We start from the raw sequence: 20087 nt of genomic DNA, 5'->3' as shown, positions 1-20087 counted from the left end.
TGAGGCGCGGGAACCGGCGTACTCTCTCGGCACCGATGGGCCTGGTTCGGTCGAAGTTCTGCGCAGCACCGTGATGTCGATGGAGGACGCCGGGAAGCTCGTCGCAGGCAGGTTCCGGCTGGAGCGCGAGGTCGGGCGCGGCAGCGTGGGGACCGTGTACCGGGCGTTCGACGAGATCACGCAGCGGTGCGTGGCGTTCAAGGTCATCAACGCGACCGGGGTGGACGAGGGGGAGCAGCTCAGGCTGTCGCGCGAGGGGCAGCTCCTGTCGGAGCTGGACCACCCGAGCATCGTGCGGGTGGTGGCGTTCGGGGCGCTGGAGGTGAGCGCACGGGATCCAGAGGGGCGGGCGCTGGAGGAGGGGGCAGCGTTCGTGGCCATGGAGTGGCTGGACGGGGAGGACCTGCAGGCGCGGCTGCGGGAAGGCCACATGAGCCTGCAGGAAGCCCTCAAGGTAGGGTGGCAGGTGGCCGGCGCGCTGGCAGCGGCGCACGAGGCGGGGGTCGTCCACCGGGACATCAAGCCGTCGAACATCATCGTGCTGAACGGGGCCCCGGGAGAGCCACCGCGGGCGAAGCTCGTGGACTTCGGGGTGGCGGTGGGGTCGACCGACGTGCTGCGCACCTCCGACAACGGCGTGGTGGGGACGCCGGCGTACATGGCCCCGGAGCAGGCGCGGGGGGACGCGACGGTTGACGTGCGCAGCGATCTGTACTCGCTCGGGGCGACGCTGTTCGAGCTGATCGCGGGGAGGCCGCCGCACATGGGGCCGACGTCGATCGCGACCCTGGTGCGGCTGGCGACGACGCCTGCGCCGCGGCTGTCGGAGCTGCTCCTCGACGTGCCGGCGGAGCTCGACGAGCTGATCTACGCGCTGCTCCTGGCAGACCGGGAGATGCGGCCGGCGTCGGCGCGGGAGGTGATGCGGAGGCTCGAGGAGATCGGCAGGGATCCGAACCTGAGGAGCCTGGCGCCCGCGCACACCACGGACCCGCCGGGGACGGTGGTGGGGACGCGGCTCGTCACCACCATTGTGGCGCTGCACGTGGCGAAGGGAGAAGCGCGTCAGGCGGAGATCGAGGCGCTGCGGGTGGTGGGCGCCGACGCGCTGCCGCTCGGGGTGGACTCGGTGGTGGCCCACCTCGGGGTGCGCAAGGCATACGGGCAGGAGGCGGCACAGGCGCTGGATCTGGCGCTGGCGCTGGCGGCGCGCGGGGGGCGCGTGGGGGTGGCGTCGGGGCGGATGCGGGTGGAGCGGACGCGGTCGGCGGGCGAGGTGGTGGACCGGGCCGTGGCGCTCGCGCGCGGCGCGGCGGAGGGGCGCACGGTGGCCGACGCGACGACGGTGGAGCTGGCGCGAGGGCACTTCCTGTTCGAGCCGCGGGTGCCGCAGCTCGGGGGCGCGTCGCGGCTGCCGGAGGCGCTGCAGCCCATGCCGCGCGGGGCGATGGTGGTGGTGGGGCACAGCTCGCGGCCGCGGGAGGGGCAGACGCCTTTCGTGGGGCGCGAGGCGGAGATCATCACCACGTTGTCGTCCTTCGAGCGGTGCGTGGAGGACCGGACGCCGGTGGTGGTGAGCGTGTCGGGGCCGCCGGGGATCGGCAAGAGCCGGCTCGCGCGCGAGCTGGTGATGCGGGTGGTGGAGCGGCAGGAGCGGCCGCGGGTGGTGCAGCTCCGGTGCGAGGCGTTCGGCAGGGCGCAGGTGCTCGGGGTGGCCGCCGATCTGCTGCGCGCGCTGATGGGGCTGCCGAAGGGGGCGTCGGTCGAGGCGGTGGAGGCGGCGGTGCGGAAGCGCAAGCTGCGCAACGACGATCAGGGGGTGCTGTCGCTCCTGCTCGCGAACCAGCCTTTCCCCGAGGAGGTGGACGTGCGGGGGGCGCGCGAGGCGCTCTACCTGTCGATGACCGAGCTGACGCTGGTGGAGGCGGAGAGGCCGTGCGTGCTGCTCGTCGAGGACGCGCAGTGGGCCGATCCGGAGAGCGTGGCGTGGCTCGACCACCTGCTCGGGCGGGCCGCAGGGCTCCCGCTGTTCCTGATGCTGATGGTGCGGCCGGCGTTCTGGCGGGAAGAGGGGCAGCGGTTCGTGGGGCGGGACCACGTGCGGGTCGAGCTGCGGCCGATGGCGAAGCGGGCCATGCGGGAGATCGCGCGGGCGGTGATCGGGGCGGCGTCGCGGTCGAGCCAGTCGCCAGCGTCGGCGATGGCCGCGATCGGGAGAGAGCCGCTCTCGCCGCAGGACGAGGCGCTGCTCGACAAGATCGCGCAGCAGGCGGCGGGATCGCCGCTCTTCGCGGAGGAGCTGGCGCGGGTCATCGCGGTCGGGAAGGACGCGGCGACGGCGCCGACGATCGAGGCGGCGATCCAGGTGAGCCTCGACGCGCTCGACGACACGACGCGGGAGGCGGTGATCCGGATGAGCGTGTTCGGGCTCTCGGTCTGGGACCGGGGGCTGAACGCGGTGGGGGTGCGGGAGCCCGAGGCGGGGCTGCGGCGCTCGGTGTCGGCGGAGCTGCTGGTGGAGCAGGGCAGCTCGCGGTTCCCGGGGACGCGGGAGTACCTGTTCAAGCACGCGCTCGTGCGGGACGTGGCGTACGCGTCGCTCGGGGACGAGCTGCGGCGAGAGCTGCACGCGCGGGCGGCGCGCTGGCTGTTCGCGATGGGCGAGGACAGCGCGACGGTGGCGCAGCACCTGGACCTCGGCGGGGAGCACGAGGAGGCGTCGGTGCACTGGGAGTCGGCGGCGCGGCGGGCGCTGACCACGAACGCGCTCCGGGACGCGGCGATGATGGCGGAGCGGGCGTACGTGTTCGCGACCGACAAGGTGTCGGCCTTCGGGCGCGCGGTGCTGCTGGAGCAGGCGCACAGCCGGCTCGACGCGCGGTCGAGCGAGCGTGAGGCGGGCATCCGCGCGATGAGCGAGAACGTGTACGACGAGGCGAGCGAGCTGCTCACGCTGGGGGCGCGGGCGCGCTACGACCAGGCGTGCGGCGTCGGAGGAGACCTGGAGGCGCGGCTCACCTCGGTGCGGGACAGGTCGCGGGCGCTCGGGCTGCTCGACGAGGAGGCGCAGTGCACGGCGTCGCTGGCGCACAGCCGGGCCTTCGCGGGGCAGCTCCAGCTCGCGGAGCAGGAGGCGGCGCGCTTGCTGGAGCTGTCCGAGCAGCGGGAGCTGGAGTGGGCCGCGGTGGACGCCTGGCAGACGCGGGCCGTGGTGCACCAGACGCGGGGCGAGGTGGCGGCAGCGCTGGAGGCGCGGAGGAACGCGGCGCGGGCGGCGCGGGCGGCAGGGCTGCAGGAGCGCGAGGCCGTGCTGACCATGAACGTGGGGTTCGCGCTGACCACGATGGGGGCCCGGCGCGAGGCGCTGCAGGAGGTGGAGAGCGGGATCGCGCGGGCGCAGGCCATCGGGAGCGCGGGGGCGGTGCGGACGGGGCAGATGATCCTGCTCTGCTGGACGTCGACGTTCGGGCCCGAGGCGTCGCTCGACGTGCTGCTCGCGGAGCCGCGGGCCACGGCCGACGAGGCGGCCGGGGGGATGTGGGTGGTGCGGGATCGAACGACGCTCGGGATCCTGTTCTACCGCGGGGTGGAGCTGCTCCGGGGCGACGACACGGGGCTTTCGCGGGCGCGGTCGCTGCTGAAGCTGACGACGGAGGCATACCGGTCGACCGACAACCGGGACGTGCTCCCGGTGGCGCTGGGGTTCTGGGCAGAGGCGGAGCGGCGGTTCGGGAAGGCGGAGCTGTCGGCAGAGCTGGCGCGCGAGGCGGCGAGCCTGGTGGACGCGGGGGCGCCGAGCTTGCTGAACGAGGCACCGATCTACCTGGCGCTCCACGATGCCTGCGTGGACCTCGGGGATCTGCAGGGGGCACGAGAGGCCGTGGAACGGGCGATGCAACCGCTGCGGCGGCGGTTGAAGGGGCTGGAGGGGACGCCGTATGCGCGGTCGTTCCTGCTCAGTTTGCCGCAGAACGCAGCGCTGCTGATGTCGGCGGAGACCTACGGGTGCATGCCGGCCGAGATCGAGGCGATGGTGGCGCGCGAGGGGTGAGCCGCGGGGGCTGCGGGGGTGGACCTCGCGCAGGGTGCGTGCGGGATCCGTGCGGGATGATTGAGAGAGGCGGTCGTCAGGGGCCGCAGTCGCCCCGCGAAGGGACGAGCGCGGGGCGGTCGGGAGAGGAAGGGTCGTCGGGGTCTTCCCTCTCGACGAGGCCTTCCACGAACCAGCACATGGTCTGAAGCTCCCCGGCGGAGGGAGCTTCGCCCGCGGCGAGACAGTCGGGGGTGCCGTCCTTGCCGGGGTCGCGCTGGCCCGTGGAGCAGAGTGGGCCGATGAAGGGGGTGGCTTCGCCGTTCTCGGCAGAGAGCTCCTCCAGGAGGGCGCTGATCTCCAGGGCGAGTTCGCCAGCGTCGAAGGCGGGGCCGAGGGCGAAGTTGACGGTGCTGCTCTGGGGGTTGAGGAGCATGCCGGGCTCGACGAGGGAGGCAGAGGGCCAGCGGGAGCGGTGCACGCCGTCGAGGAGGCGGGTGTAGAGGGGGCCCCAGCGCCAGAAGGTGGTGCCGAGGCAAGAAGGGGCGTCTGGAGGGCAGGCGTCCTCGGTGTTGTTGCCGATGGCCTTGGCAGTGGTGCCGGCATTGGCGACGGTGGTCACGGGGATGCCGTTGTCCGTCTGGTGGGCGATGACGTCGCACCCGCTGGCGAGGAGGGCTTCGGTGAGGACGCGCTCCTGGGTCCTGCCCTGGGGATCGGGGGGCAAGGTGTCGTGCCAGAAGCCGAGCCAGCGGATCTCGACGGTGGTATCCGGGGAGGCGCGCCGCGCGCCGGTGGTGAAGGCGTTGATGTAGCGGACGACGGCGGGGGTGGGGAGCGAGCCGAGCATGCCGAGGCGGTGCGTGGTGGAGCGACGGGCGGCGGCGTAGCCGGCCAGGTAAGCCGCCTGGTACATGCGGCCGTGGTAGGCGACGTGGTTCCCGGTGGTGGGCGGCGCGGCGTCGCAGGTGAGGAACTTCGTCTCGGGGTGCTCGAGCGCCTTGAGGGCGGCGACGTCGCGGAGGGTCGGCGAGGTGGCGACGATGAGGTGGAAGCCGCGGGCGATGAGGTCGTCGATGGCGCTCGCCGCATCGGCAGCGAGGAGCTTGCCGTAAGCCGCTTCGGTGACGAGGTACGGGAGGTCGAGGAGCGCGTCCTCTCGGCCGGTTTCGTGGGCCTGGGTCCACTGCTCGGAGGCTGGCTCGCCAGCGTGCACGAAGCCGACGCGGAGCGGGAGCTGGCAGAGGGCGGCGGAGGTGCAGGTGGCCGGCGCGGGGCAGTCGTCGGAGGTGGTGCAGGGAGAGGCGCAGACTTCGTCGATGCAGCGAGAGGCCTGGCAGTCGGTGTCCTCTTCGCAAGGGGCGCCAATGCCAGCGGCCGGGTCGCCGTCGAGGAGGAGATGACAGGCCGTCGTGGGGCCAAGGGCGAGGGCAGCGGCGAGGAGGAGAAGCGGGGCGCGCCAGCGAGAGAGAGAGGCCTTCGGCGCGCGCTCGGGTGTCGGGCGAGGGGAGGTCGGCGGAGGGCGCAATGAGGGCGCCGTCGGACGAGGCACGGGGGGGCATGCCGTCGGGGAGTGGGGGGGTGGCGTCATGTTCGGAGGGGACACGGGAGAAGCCCTGGGCCTGCGCACGGGAGCGACGGTCAGAAGGCGCCCGTGAGCCATGCGCCAGCAGGGCCAGCACCGAGGGAGAGGCGGGCAGCGCGGGGCGGGCGGCTGGCGTCGGGAGAGGGGCTGGTGAGGTGCAGGGCGAGGGTGACCCCGAAGCTGGCCGCGGTGGCCGCGAGGAGGATGTCGGTGGTGATGGACAGGGCGTCGACGCGCGCACCGAGCGCGCTCACCTCGGAGTCGGGAGGCGGGAGGCGGTTGGGGCCGGCGTAGGAGGCATCCTCGAACCGGGCGGCCGTCACCGCGGCGAGGACGCCCGTGACCGTGGCGGCGGTGGCGAGGGCGCCCGTGGTGAGCCAGCCGATCCAGAGGGAAGCGCGACGCTCGGGGGGGCCGGTGGGCCGCGGAGGAGAGGTCGGGGGTACGGGACGGGAAGGCGCCAGGGGGAGGGTCAGGGTGAGATCGAGGGACTGGCCTGCGGTCGCGTCCATGGAACGCTCGGTGGGGACGTGGCCCGGCTGCTCGGCGCGGAGGCGGTGCGCGCCGGGGTTGAGGTAGAGAGGGTCGCGGAGGGGGGCCGTGCCGGCAGGGAGGCCATCGAGGGACAGGGATGCACCGGGAGGGGCGTGGATGCGCGCCGAGGCGACCTGGGCGCGGAGGGAGGCGATCTCGGTGGTGACCTCGGCGTGGCGGGCAGGGTCGATGTCGGAGCCGCCCTCCTGGAGGTAGCGCTCGAAGGCGCGGAGGCTCCGGGCAGGGTCGCCGACGTGACGGCTGACCTGGCCGATGTTGTAGAGGATGCGGTACGTGGGGCTGAGATCGTAGGCGCGCTGGAAGGCGGTGAGGGCGTCGTCGAAGCGGCCGGCGGTGGTGAGGTCGAGGCCTTTGCGGAACTGCATGCGGGCCTGGTCCAGCGGGGAGTCCACGGTGGCGGGTTCGCTGGTGGACGGGGATGTCGCGCGCGTCGGCGCAGGGGTGGGCTGGGCAGCGGCGCGCGCGGGGAGCAACGCGAGCGCGGTGGCTGCCAGCAGGACGGCTGGTCGTCTCGCGGAGGTCATCGGGGTTTCTGCGAGGTGGACCAGGGGTCGGTGGCGTCGACCTTGGGTCCCGCCTGGGGCTGAGAGGAGGACGGCGCGGGAGACACGCCGGAGGGCGTGTGCGAGGAGGGCTGGTTCGGGGGCAGAGGTGGGCGTGGATCGCGCGTCGAGGAGGAGGCTGGGGTGGTGGGAAGGGGCGCGGAGGAGGACGCGGCGCCAGGGCTGGTCGCGGGATGCAGGGTCAGAGAGACGGCGATGTCACGGTCGAAGACCACGAGCTGAGCCGCGGGTGCATGGCCTTCGGCCGTGGCCTGAATGCGATGGCCGGTGCGGTCACGGGGGAAGCGGGCGACGAAGGGGTTGGCCGGCACGGGAACGCCGTCGAGAAGGATGCTGGCGCTGGCGGGGGTGACGTCGATGCGCAGCTCGACGAGAGCCGGTGAGAGGTCAGACGTGTGCCCGGGGACTGCGACCGAGGGATTGCTGCCGGGAGCCGCGAGGGACGAGGAGGAGGAGCGCAGGGATTGCATCGCGCCCGCGAGGACGGCGCCCACGGCGATGCCGCCGAGCAATACGGCCGCTGCGGCACCACCGCGGCCGAACCAGAACGCGCGGGCGGGGGCGCTCGCAACGGCCGTCGGGGCTGCCGAGCTGGCGACAGGAGACGTGGCCGCAGAGGTGTCGGCCGAGGGGGGGTCGGGATCGGGAGCTGGAGCTGGGCTGACGGAGATCAGAGACGTCTGAGGGGGTTCGCGGCGCTGGGAAGCCGAACGGGCGCGCCCCGAGGCGGGACCTGCGCGGTCATCGAGCATCGGCAGGGCTTCCGCGGTGTCCGCTTCGCGTTCCCTCGCGCGTCCGAGTTGCTCACCGATGAGGGCGCGGGCTTCCGCGCGACGGTCGGCGAAGGCGTCGGAGATGAGCTGGCCCATCTCGGCTGGGGTGGGCCTTCGTCCGAGGCTGCCGAGCAGTGCCTCGATGGCGTCGCGCATCTCCGCGGCGGTTGCTTGCCGCTGCGCAGGATCGAGCGCGAGGGCGCGCTCGGAGATCGCGATGAGCGGCTCCGGCACGTCAGGGCGGCGCTCTCGCAGGCGGGGCAGGTCACCGACAGCCATGCGCTGGAGGATCTGCATGTCGGAGAGGGGGCCCCAGAACCGGCCACAGGCTCCGAACTCCGAGAGGATGACGCCCGCTGCGAAGAGGTCGGCACGGCGGTCGACGGGCGCGCACAAGGCTTGCTCCGGGGCCATGTAGGAGACCTTGCCTTTGACCACGCCGGTGCTGGTGGCCTCCGCGGTGCGCGTCTGCCACTTGGCGATGCCGAAGTCGACCACCTTCACCTGTCCTTCGTAGGTCACGAGGATGTTGTGAGGGCTGACGTCACGGTGCACGACCTCCAGGGGTCGGCCGTCGAAATCGCACAGCTCGTGCGCGTGATGAAGCCCGGCGAGGGCATCCGAGAGGATGGCAAGGTACAGCGGCAGGTGTTGCTCGTAGCCGAGCCGCTGGACGATGCGATCCAGCGGCTGGCCTTCGAGATACTCCATGGTGAGGTAGGGCTCTTCGTCGGTGCTCCCGAGTTCGTAGGTCTGGACGAGGTTGGGATGGTTCAGGCGTGCGGCGATGCGTGCCTCGTCGAGGAACATGGTCACGCCGTCGGGGTCGGCAGCGACCGCTGCCTTCAGACGCTTGATGACCACGAGCTTCTCGAACCCCAGGGATGCCTGGAGGGTCGCCAGGTAGACGTCGGCCATGCCGCCCTGACCCAGCTTGGCGAGCAGGCGATACTTGCCGAATGCAGCAGCAGCAGATGCAGGTAGGCGGACGATCAAGGAGGGAAGCGCCTCCGGGAGCGATCGTCGATGACCTCTCGCGCATCGTCAAGGCGCACGAGACCCGAGGGGACGGCCATCACGGCGCGGGGGCATGAGCCTCGGGGTTGCTGCCGCGGCACCGCGCGGGCGCCCCGAGGGATCTGTGGGTTTCTGGGGGAAGCGCAGCGGAGGCGCCCGGTTGGACGACCTCCGCCAGGAGGGATCACTCGCCGATGGAGATGCCCAGCGTGTGGCGCAGGGCGAAGTACTGCTCGCTCGTGGCAAACACGAGCAGCTCCTTCAGCTTGTCCTGAGGCGGAAGGTCTCCCGGCTGCTGCGGCTCCGCAGCGAGGATCTTCCGCGCGATCTCCATGTCCGCGCAGAGCAGGAGACCTGCACGAGCGGCCGTGATGTCCACGCACTGGACCCAGCGCTTGATGTTCGCCTTCGCGCCTTCCGCGAGGAACTTCTTCACCACCATGCGCAATCCTTCGAGCTGCATGGGCTGCATGAACTGCCGGACCTGCTGCGCCGTGGCGATGATCTGCTTCTCGATGTCCGGAGGCACGGGGGTCTCCGGAGCGACCAGCTTCATGCCGGCGAACAGGAGCACCGTCAGCTCGGTGACCGTCGGGAAGAGCGTCTTGATGTAGTGCTCCCCGCGGTACATCGCCAGGTGCTTGCCGCAGATGAAGGTGAGCTCCTGGGGCGAGAAGCCGGTGAGGACCGTCTGCCCAGCCACGGACGCCGGTTGCGGGTTCGGAACGGCGACCAGGGCCCCCGGGACGTCGCTCCGTACATAGAGCAGCGGAGCGGGTAGACCGAGGACGTTCGCTGCCCAGCCGAAGGTGCGCGCGAAGGTGACCGTCGACGTCGCCGGATCCTGACGGAACCGCGCGTCGAGGACAGGGAGCTGCTTCTGCGCTTCGAGCGTCTTGATCTTCGCTTGCAGCGCCGCTCCGGCCAGCATCTCGAAGATCTTGCCGACGTAGAGGTTCTCTTCCTCGTGGAAGAGGTTCCGGATCCACTGCTCGTTGTCGAGCCGGCTCTTCGCCTGGATCAGGCCCTGGGGTCGGTAATCCTCGTAGTACTGCTGCTCCTCCGGATCGGCCTTGCGCAGGAAGGCCAGCGCTCCCGCGATGCACCAGGCAGGATCGTACTGCTTGCTGTCCGCGTAGAGCCGGTAGAGGCGCTTGTAGGGATCCACGCGCATCGGATCCAGCTTCACCATGGCCTGGTACTCGGCGATGGCTGCGTCGAGCTGCTCCGACTGCTCGTAGATCTCCGCGAGGATCAGGTGCTCCGTCATGTCCTCCGGCTTCAGCCGAGAGGCCATCTTGAAGGCTTCACCCGATGCCGTGCGATCGTTGAGGCGATCGCGGTAGATGAGACCGAGGGCGTGCCAGAGGTTGAACTCGAGGTCCGTGTTCCCCTTGCCCGCCACGCGGTGGAGCATCTTGCGGTAGGCGCGCTCGAGCTGCTTCCACTCCTTCATCGAGGTGAGGATCTTGTTGATCCGCTCGAAGGCCTCGAGGAAGCCGGGGTTCAGATCCAGCGCTTCGTTGAACAGCTCGACGGCGCGCATCTGGTCTTCGAGCTTGTCGCGATAGATCTGCGCCATCGTGAACAGGTACCGACTGCGCCTGTCCGGCTGCGGCTCGATGTCGGCGATCCTTTGCAAGGTCTCGACCATCTGCAGCCACTGACCCGTCTTCTGGTACTGCTGCAACAGCTTGTGCAGCAGCACGTGGTTCTGCGGCTCCAGATCGAGGGCTTCCTCCAGGGCCTCGACGCCCTTCGGGATGTTGTTCTCCTTGTCGATCCAGACGTCGGCGATCTCGTTGAGCATCTTGAAGCGCTCTGCGCCATCCATGATGCCGTCGAGGAGCTGACGGTTGTAATGGGCGACCTGCTTCCAGTCCTTGAGGCTCTCGTAGACCGCGACCATCGCCTGAAGCGTGGGCACGTGAGAAGGATCGATGCCGAGCGCCTTCTCGAAGTTGTTGATCGCCTGCTTGGCCTGGCCCTGGGCCTGCTTGATGGCGCCCAGCTTGTAGTAGATGGTCGTCCGCGTCTCGGTCTCCGACTCCTCCGTCGCGGCGAGCACCTTCTGGTAGTTCGTCAGCGCCGTGGGCCAGTCTTGCAGCTTGAACGTGACGTCCGCGAGGCCGCGGATGGCCTCCATGTCCGTCACGTTGAGCGTGTGCGCTGCCTGGTAAGCCTTGAGCGCCTGCTCGTTCTTGCCGCTCTTTTCGAGCACCGAACCGAAGGCCTTCTGGAGATCCAGTTGCTCGGTCCGGTCCCGCTTTCCGGACTTCCGGACCAGCATCTCTCCGAGGGGCTCCGCCTGCGCCCAGCGCTCGGTGGCGATGTACTCCTTGAAGAGGGGCATCGCCGCCTCCTCGTTGTCGGCGTCCGACTGCAGCGCCATCTCGTAGGCCTGCACCGCGAGGTCGTGCTCGTTGAGCATCTCCTCGCGCAGCTTGCCGAGCTCGACGAGCAGCTTGGCCCGGGCGCGCGGCGCCTCGGTGTACATCTGCTCCTGCTCGAGATACCGCGTCGCGCGATCCCAGTCCGCCGAGTCGTTCGCGATCGCCCGCAGGGAGGCGAGCGTCGGAAGGTGGCGAGGATCGAGATCGAGGGCCATCTCGAACCGCTCCTGCGCCTGCACCCGGTCTCCGAGCCCATCGAGCTGCTTACCGATGCGGTAGTACATCTCGACGCGCTGCTTGCCGTCCGGAGTCAGGTCGGCCACGCGCGACATGTAGTCGATGGCCTTCGAGGCTTCGTTCTGCTTCTCGTAGAGCTTCGCGAGCGCCTCGAGCGCAGGGATGTTCGCCTCATCCAGGTCGACGATGTTCAGGTAGGCATCGATCGCCCGATCGAGGTCCTGAACCTCCTCGGCATAGACCTTCGCCGTATGACCCCAGAGCTCGATCTTCTTCGCCCGATCGAGGGTGGCCTGGATGTGACGATCGTAGGTGTTGACGAGATCGAGCCACTGACGGAGGCGGCGGTAGCAGCGCTCCAGTGACTCGAGCGCGATCTCGTTGTTCGGATCGATCTCCACGACCTGCTCGAGCCGCGCTGCCGCGAGGTCGGGCTTGAGGAACTGCTCCTCCTGGATCCTGGCGATCTTCATCAGGACCTCGATGCGCTCGCGCTCCGTCGCGACGACATCGAGCTGCATCTCGAGCACGCGCACCAGCTCGGGCCACTGCTGGAGCGCGCCATAGACGCGCTCCAGACCGCGCATCGCGAGGAGGTTGCTGCCATCGATGTCGAGCACCTCTCGGTAAACGGCGCCCGCACGATCCGTCTGGCCGAGCGTGGTCTCGTAGAGGCCTCCGGTGCGGAGCTTGACCGCCGCGACGGCCTGAGGATCCGTGAGCGACTTCGCCTTGCGGAGCAGGATGTCGACGAGATCCGTCGGCTGATCCCGATCCGTGTAGATGCGCTCGAGGGCTTCGAGCGCAGGGAGGTGCAGTGAATCGACGTCGAGGGCGCGCTTGTAGAAGCCCATCCCCTGATCGACGTCGTTCATCTGCTTCTCAAGAACCTCGCCGAGCTCCGTCAGGATCTCTTTGCGATCGGTGTCGAGCACGGCGACGTTCAACGCGCTCGTGAGCGTCTGCCCTTGCGTCTGCCACTGGCCGGTCTTCTTGAAGAAGTTGGCCATCAGCCGCAGGACGGCGACGTTGTTCGGGTCCTTCTCAAGGACCTTCTGGTAGTACGGCTGGGCATACTCGGGGTGGCCCAGGTCCTCCGCGTACCATTTCGCGAGTCGCAGGCAGAGGGTGATGATCTGGCGCGCGTCCTGCTGCTGCTGGAGCCAGCCGTTGACGGTCTGCACGAGCTCGGGCCAGCGATTCGTCGCGGCAGCCATTCTCTCGAGGTAACGGACCGTGTCCATGTCCTCGAAATCCATCTCGAAGCCAGTCAGCAGCGCATCGAACGCCTGAGGCTTGTCATCGAGCTGCTCCTCGAAGACGCGCGCGACCTTGCGGAGGATGTCCGTCTTCTCGGGGATCTCGTCGCGCGTTTCGAGCCGCGCGAGATACAGCTCGATCAAAGGCTCCGCTCTGCCGGCGGCCGCATGCAGGCCCTCCAGCGCGAAGTACGCCTGATCGTGGGTAGGCTCGATCTCGAGGATCTTCTCGTAGGCGAGCGCTCCCTTGTCCTTCTCTCCGACCTGGTGCTCCCAGAGCGAGGCGATCTCGAGGTACTCGCGGACCCGATCGGCAGGCGCCTCGTAGGCGGCTGCGCGACCCATCTTGACCTCGATGACCTCCTCCCAGCGCTCTTCCGCTCTGAGGAGGTTCTCGAGCGCCGCCATCGCCTCGAAGTCGCGGGGGTCGACTTCGAGCAGCTTCCTCCAGGCGTCGATCGCATCGTAGGGCTGCTGGAGGGTGTGCTGATAGAGGGTGCCGAGCTCGCGGAAGAGGGCTACCAGGTTCTCCGCGGGCAGGGCGTCGCGGGCGCGATCCACCGTCTGGTGCAGCGCTCCCACGATCTCGTTGGCATCGCCTCGCTTGCGCCAGATGGCGGCGATCGCGTACAGCGCCTCGAGGTTGCTGTAGTCGATGTCGAGGACCCGGCTGTAGTCCTCGAGCGCCGAATCATCGCGGCCGAGCTGCTCGGTGAACAGCTTGGCGCGCCTGAGCAGGACCGCGACCCTGGTCTCGTCATCGATGGCATTGTCGTAATGGCGCTCGAGCACGTCACAGAGCTCGGCCCATTGACCCATGCGTTCGTACAGATTGGCCAGGGCGCCGAGCGCCTCGGGGTCCTCTCCACGAAGCTCGAGCACACGCTTCCAGGTCTCCACGGCGCCGGCGATGTCGTTCAACCGGTCTGCGAGGAGATGCGCGGTCTTGGCGAGGATGTCGGCCTGTTCCGTGTCTCCGAGGGCATTCTCCAGCTCACGCTGGAGCACGACCCTCAGGTTCGTCCAAGCCCCGGTGCTGGAGTAGATACGCTCGAGGGCCTGGATGGCCTGGTCATTGGTCTTGTCCAGCTCATCGAAGACCTGACGGAAGGCACGGATGGCCTCGTCGTTCTGAACCAGCCGCTCTTCATAGGTCTGACCGAGCCGCAGATAGAGCTCGACCAGCTCCGGCTCGTCCTGCGTCGCCCGGACCCGCTGCTCGAGAACGCTCGCGAGCTCGGGGTACTGCTCCATGGTGGTGTAGATGCGATCGAGGTTGGCGAGGGCCTCCGCCTCCAGCGGCTCCACACCGAGCACGTAGCGGTACGTCTCTTCTGCCTTCGCGACGTCGCCCAGCTCGTGCTCGAAGACTCTCGCCAAGCGCTTACCAATACTGGTCTGCACTTCCTTGTCAGCGGTATGCACCCCGAGCACGTCGGCGTATGCATTGGCCGCCAGCTCCCAGCCACCGTCGACCGAGCCTGCCAGCCTCTCCACTTCCTCGAGGGTCTTTTCGTCCTTCGGGTACTCCTTCAAGGCGCGTACGTAGACGCCGAGAGCGCCATCCATGGAGAGGAGCCGCTCCTCGTGCAGCTCGGCCTGGCGATAGTACATGGCCAAGCGGTCGCTCTGCTCTTTCTGATGAGCAAGCTCCGCTTCGTACACGCTGGCGAGCTTTTCCCATTCGCCTGCCGACTGATAGAGCGGCTCGAGGATCTCGCCGATCTCCATCTGCTTGATGCCCGAGGCGAAGAGCCCCTCGAGCGCTTCCAGCGTGGGAGTGTGCTCCGGCGCGGCGAGGAGCACCTCACGGTAAGCGGCGATCGCTTCCCCCAGATCGTTGAGCCGGGTCTGGTGAACCACGCCGAGGCGGTACTTGTACTCGAGGATTTCTTCTGGCGAGTCGCCCAGCTCGGCCTCGCGCACCAGGATCTCCACCAGATCACGCCACCGCTCCGTGGTCGTGAAGAGGCGATCGAGTGCCGACACCGCCGTCTTGTTCTCGGGCTCTACCTCCAGAACGCGGCGGTAGCGCGCGACGGCATTGTCGACGTCGTCCAGCTGGGTCTCGAAGATCTGAGCCAGCCGGATGCCCAGCTCGACGAACCTCGCAGAGTCGTCCGCGAGCCTGTTCAGCTCTGCATCGTAAAGCGCGGCAACGTCCTGCCAGCGGTTCACGATCATCGCGAGTCTCTCCAGATTCGAGAGGGACTCTTCATTGGATACGTCGACGGCCACTGCGCGCGCATAGGTCTCGAACGCGGTGACGTGGTCGCTGAGCATCTCCTCCGCGAGGCGCCCGATGCGGTGGAGCAGGTCCACCTTTGCATAGGGGTCCTCGGCGGCACGAACCTGGACCTCCAGGACGCTGATCAGCTTTTGCCACTCGCCAGAGGCGTCGTAGATCGGTTCGAGGACGAGGGCGGCGCCCAGCGGCTCCTTCGTTCCGTCCTTGATCACTTCCAGTGCTTTGAGCGCTGGCTCATGATCAGGCATCTGCTGCAGGAGGTCGCGATACAGATCGATCGCCCTGCTGACGTCGTCGAGGTGCTTCTCGTACAGCTCGGCGATTCGATACTGATAGCTGATGCTCTCGGCAGGATCGGTCGCGATCTCGGCCTCGTGCTGCAGCACGCTCAGCAGCTCGGGCCAGTTGCGCGACATCTGATAGAGCACGTCCAGGCGACCGAGGGCCTGCATGTCGTCAGGATCGATCTCCAGGACGCGCTGGTATGTATCGATGGCATTCTGGACGTCGTTGAGCTCGCGCTCGTAGACTGCGCCAATCTGGTAGTAGATTCGCTTCTTGTCTTCCGAATCCACGACCAGGTCGGCCTTGCTCTGATAGACGGCGAGCAGATCCGGCCAGCGGCTGAGCCCCAGGTAGAGCTTGATCAATGCGTCGACGGCGCGCAGGTCTTCGCTGTCGAGCTGGAGCACCTTGCCGTAGACGGCAATCGCTGCCTCATGGCGCTCGAGGACATCCTCCTCGATGGACGCTGCAGCGAAGAACGCGGCCTTCTTCTCGTTGATGTCGTCGAGGATCTCCGCCTTCAGCTGGAGGGTCTCCGAGAGCTCGCGATAACGTTCGGCGCTCCGGAAGATCCTCTCCAGCGACTCCGCAGCGTGGAGGTTCGACGGGTCGATCTCCAGGACGCGCCGGTAATGCCGGATGGCGCTGTCCATGTCGCCCAGGTCTTGCTCATAGACCTGAGCGCTCATCGTGTAGAGTGCGCTGGCCAGATCCGCTTCGGCCTCGGACGCTGCGAGCGTCTCGTAGACCGCCGCCAGATCCGCGAAGCGACCCGTGGCGCGCGCGAGCCTGTCGATGGAGCGCTGGGTGGACTCGGAACCGGAATCCTCCTTGAGCGCCCTCGCGTAGGTGTCGAACGCGGAGTTGAGGTCACCACCCGCCTCTTCGTAGAGGGTGGCAATCTGGTGCAGGAGGTCCACTCGCCGGGTGACATCGTCGCTCCGGCGCACCTGGATCTCGTGCACGCCAATGAGCTTCATGTAGTCGCCCGACTGGCGGTAGAGAGGCTCGAGAACCTCGGAGATCGCCAGCTCGTGCGCTGGCAGCTTCGCCAGCCTTTCGAGTTCGGCGAGGGCGTCGGCATTCGACGGCTGCCGATCGAGTACCTGGCTGTAGATGTCGATGGCCGAATCGACCATGTTCATCTTCGATTCACGCAGCGCCGCAAGCCGGAGCATGAGGCTGATCTGCTGCGCGTCATCTGTCGAAAGATTGAGCTGAGCTTCCAGGTTGTCGGCGAGCTCTTCCCACATCTCTTGCCTCTGGAAGAGGCTGTCGAGGGCGGTGAGCGCAGACAGGCTGGCCGGATCCTGTGTCAGGACCTCTCGGTAGGCGGAGATGGCTTCCTCCGGCTGACCGAGCCTGTGGTCATAGACTTCCGCCATCTGCGCGTAGAGGGACTCTCGCTCGGTCGCCTCCTGCGCCAGTTCGATGCGGCGTCGGTAGACTCCAATCAGGTCGTTCCACCGTTCCGTGCGACGATAGAGCGCGTCCATTGCAGCGAGCGCCTCGGCGTCAGCCGGATCGATGGACAGCACCCTGAGGTAGCCATTCGCGGCGTCGTCCACCTTGCCGAGCCGCTCGTGAATGCTGGCCAGGCGCATCCAGTACTCGCGGCTCAGGCGCGCATCACTCAGCGACTCCGCGATGTCACCGAAGATTCCGTCGAGGCGATCCCACGCATTCGCGCGGCCTGCGAGGTCCTCCAGCTCCGCGCGCGTGTCCGCGTGCGAGGGATCGTCACGCAGAGCACGGGCCTGGGCGTCGAAGGCTCGGTTCAGGTCCCCGAGGTTCTCTGCCGCAGTCTGGGCGACCTTCCGCAACAGAGAGACGCGCGCCGAGGAATCTGCTTCCGCCACGGCGAGGATCTCGAGTGCCTGAATCAGGCGTTCCCAGTCGCTCCTGCTCTCGTAGATGTCCTGGAGGATGGCTGCAGCCTCAGCCCTCAGGTTCTCGTTCTCGAGGAGGGCTTCCAGCGCCAGGCGTGCCGCGTCGTTGGCCGGATCGAGGAACAGGATCTCCCGGTAGTTCTCGAGAGCCCCGGAGGGATCACCGAGGTGCTTCTCGAGGGTGGTCCCGAGCCGAAGCTTGAGATCGACGAGGGCAGCTTCCGACTGCTCCAGCTCGATGCGCTTTCGCAGGACCTCGACGTAATCCTCCCACTGCTGTTGCTCACCGTAGAGCTTATCGAGCGCAGCGAGCGATTGCGCGTCCATGGGCTCATCGTCAATCACCTGGCGATAGGTGGCGATGGCCTGGGCAGGATCCTTCAGCTCGCCCACATAAAGCTCGGCGATGCCATAGAGGATCTGCTTGCGATCCAGCATGTCGTCGCTGAGCTCGAGCCGCCTCTGGTAGATGCCGAGGAGTTCCTGGAACCGGTTCGTCTCCCGGTAGAGACGTTCCAGAGCCGCGATCGCTGCGGCGTTCTCGCTGTCGACATCGTAGACGGCCCTGAACTGCGCGAGCGCATCATCGACGCGCTTCACCTCCTCCAGGAGGACGCGGCCGAGTCGAAGCCGCAAATCGATGCTCAGCGAGGTGTTCCCATCCGCTTCTGCATCGGCGACGACGGCAGAATAGGCAGAGATCAGCTCGTCCCACCCGGTCGTGATGCGAGACGCGCGCTCCACGTCCTCGATTGACCGCGCATCGTCAGGAGCGATCTTGAACGACGACAGGTATCGCTCGAATGCGCGCTGAGGCTCCTTGAGCTTCTGCTCGTAGAGCGCTGCGACTTCGCGATACAGGGCAAGCCGGGTAGCGTCGTCCTGATCGTGCAGCAGCTTGACTTCAATCGCGCTCGCGAGGCCCTTCGGGTTGTTCGCTTGGCTGTAAATGGGGATGAGCGCTTCGGCTGCGCCGAGGTGCGTCGGTTCGATCGAGAGGACCTTCTCGTAAGCACGCGCAGCGCGGTCGGGCTTCTGCTTCTGGACCAGGTAGAGCTCAGCGATCTTGATGAGCATCCCGATCTTGGCGCGGTCGTCGGTCTCTTTCGCTTCCTGAGCTTCGAGGACGCGAATGAACTCGTCCCACTTCCCGCTCTCGGCGTAGAAGACCTCGATGTCGTCCCAGCGACCCAGCTTGAGGTAGAGCTTCTTGAGAGCCTCCTGGGCCTTGCGATCCTGAGGGTTGAGGGCAATGAGCTGCCTCCAAGCCTCCACGGCCGCTTCGTCGTTGTTCAGGCGCTCTCCGTACAGAGCCCCGAGCTTGCCCAGGAGCTGCTGCTTCGCTGCGCTGTCGAAGGTGATGTCGACCTGCTGCCGCAAGGTCCGCGCCAGCGCCTCCCAGTCCTTGGCCCGCTCATGCAGGACGGCGAGGGCGTTGAGCGCCTCGGTGTTCTCGGGGTCGTTCTGGATGACCTCGTCCCAGAGCTCAATGCAGACCTCGGGCTTCTTGACCCGCTCCGTGGCCAGCTTGGCGATTTCGAGATACTTGGATGCACGGTCCAGCCCCTCGGGGAGTTGAGCGGCTTCCCGGCGCATCAACCCGATGAGCTTCTCCCAGTCGCGCCGCTTCTCGTAGCTCTGCCGGAGGAACTCGAGGGCTTGCGCGTGCTCGCCATCAATGGCCAGGATGGCCTCGTAGCACTTGACGGCTTCAGCGGCGTTCGAGAACTTCGTCGTGTACAGCTCAGCGGCTTTCTCGTAGCTGCTGATCTTCTCGTCACGATCGTCTGCGGTCTCGGCGATCTCAATGAGCGTCTTGACGTACTCATTGTATCGCTTCGCCTGCTCTTGCTTCTGAGCTTTCGAGCGAAGCTCGTCCAGCTTCGCAGCAGTCGCGGCAGCGGTATCGCCCGGGTCCTCGGCAATGCTTTCGCTCGCGCTGGGCGGAGCGTCTGGTGAAGGACTGCTCGGCGCACTGACGACCGCCGCGCTCGGCGCCTCCTCTGGTTCAGCGCGCAGAGCCGGCGCCGAGGGGGGCTCGGGAGCCGCTGCCGAGGGGGGCTCGGGAGCCGCTGCCGAGGGGGGCTCGGGAGCCGCTGCCGAGGGCGGCTCGGGAGCTGCTGCCGAGATGGGCGCGGGCGTGGGCGCGGCGACCTCGGCGACCGGCGCCGGAGCTGCCTGGGACGGCTCCTGGGGCGCAGGCGTCGCGGAAGTGCCAGTGATCTTTTCCCCGATCTGCGCCTCGAAGGCCTTCAGCGTCGGATGGTCCGGGGTGAGCTCAGCGAGCTGCTCGAACCACTTGCGGGCGCGAATGAGGTTGCCGAGCTGGCGCCACGCGACCGCACCAGCTTGCGCGACGACGAAGGGGGAAGCGCTCTTCTCGCCCTGCGTCTCCTCCGCCAGGCGCAGCACCCGTTCCCAGTTGCCTTCCTTGGTGCCCCAGACCTCTCGCAGGTAGGCGAATGCTGCTTCATTCTGGGGGTCGTGGGTGAGCGATTCTGCGAGGAGCTTCGCTCCCGCCTCCACGTTCTGGTGCCGGGTAGCCCAGCGGACACCGAACTTGAAGGCAGCGCCGGCGCGCGCTGGACCGCTCTTGTTGTCGAGGATCTTCCTCTGGAAATCGAGCAAGCTCTGATAGCGCTCTTCTTCCGTCAGCATCCCCTCGAACATGGAGGCGACCTGTTTGTCGGCTGGATCTGCGCCATAGGCGCTGGCGAGCAGGCTCTCGAGCCGCGACTTGTCGAACCGCTTCGCCAGGCGTGCCGCGCGGAGGTACAGCTCTCGCTTCTCCTCCGGCGTTGCAGCTTCCTCTGCCATCACGACGAGCGTATCCACGCGCTCGGACCAGGAAGACTCGTCGACCTGCATGTCCTCCAGGCGGGCACGAGCGCGCTCACTGGCTCCACCGGTCGCTGCGAGCGCCTTTGCGTAGCTCGACGTTGCGCGCTCGACATCACCGGCATCACAGAGGACATCGCCGAGCTCGATCAGCAGCAGCGAAGAGGGCTCACCTTCGGCAGCGTTCCTGAGCTCCAGTTCGAGGAGCTTCTGGACCATGTTGACCTTGCCGAGGTCCCAGTAGATGGCGCGCGCATGTGCCAGGGCGCCAATCAGTGCTGGATTCATCTTGTAAGCGTCTTGGAAGTGCTTGAGTGCCTTGACGGACTGCAAGAACTTCCCTTCGAGCACCTGCCCGAGTTGCAGATGAAATGACGCCTTCTTGGTCGCATCCGTTTCGGATGCGATCCCCTTC

5 protein-coding genes are annotated in these 20087 nt (G+C 67.9%); 1 reads left to right on the top strand and 4 read right to left on the bottom strand.

Annotation, left to right across the window (positions count from 1 at the left end; genetic code table 11):
• Nucleotides 1–73 precede the first annotated feature (73 nt).
• The gene (locus CAP_RS07355; RefSeq protein WP_044237742.1) at nucleotides 74–4051 is read left to right on the top strand and encodes a serine/threonine-protein kinase; all 3978 of its coding nucleotides are present in this window, start codon (nucleotides 74–76) and stop codon (nucleotides 4049–4051) included.
• Nucleotides 4052–4127: 76 nt separating this feature from the next.
• Here the strand turns inward: CAP_RS07355 and CAP_RS07350 are convergent, their stop codons facing one another.
• From CAP_RS07350 to CAP_RS07335, 4 genes are all read right to left on the bottom strand, one after another.
• A complete protein-coding gene (locus tag CAP_RS07350) occupies nucleotides 4128–5582 on the bottom strand; it encodes a BMP family ABC transporter substrate-binding protein (RefSeq protein ID WP_197041055.1) in 1455 nt (484 codons plus the stop codon).
• A gap of 89 nt (nucleotides 5583–5671) precedes the next feature.
• Nucleotides 5672–6694, bottom strand: coding sequence for a PEGA domain-containing protein (locus CAP_RS07345; protein ID WP_044237737.1), 1023 nt, complete (start codon nucleotides 6692–6694; stop codon nucleotides 5672–5674).
• A complete protein-coding gene (locus tag CAP_RS07340; RefSeq protein WP_081864653.1) occupies nucleotides 6691–8502 on the bottom strand; it encodes a serine/threonine protein kinase in 1812 nt (603 codons plus the stop codon). Before CAP_RS07340 ends, CAP_RS07345 begins: the two co-directional genes overlap by 4 nt.
• Nucleotides 8503–8707: 205 nt before the next feature.
• Nucleotides 8708–20005 (bottom strand): tetratricopeptide repeat protein, encoded by an 11298-nt coding sequence (locus CAP_RS07335; protein WP_197041054.1) that lies wholly within the window; start codon nucleotides 20003–20005, stop codon nucleotides 8708–8710.
• Between the last annotated feature and the right edge of the window lie 82 nt (nucleotides 20006–20087).

The sequence above is a fragment of the Chondromyces apiculatus DSM 436 genome, from assembly GCF_000601485.1.
In the GTDB taxonomy this organism is placed as follows: Bacteria; Myxococcota_A; Polyangia; order Polyangiales; family Polyangiaceae; genus Chondromyces; species Chondromyces apiculatus.
This window is presented reverse-complemented; position numbering and strand designations above follow the sequence as displayed.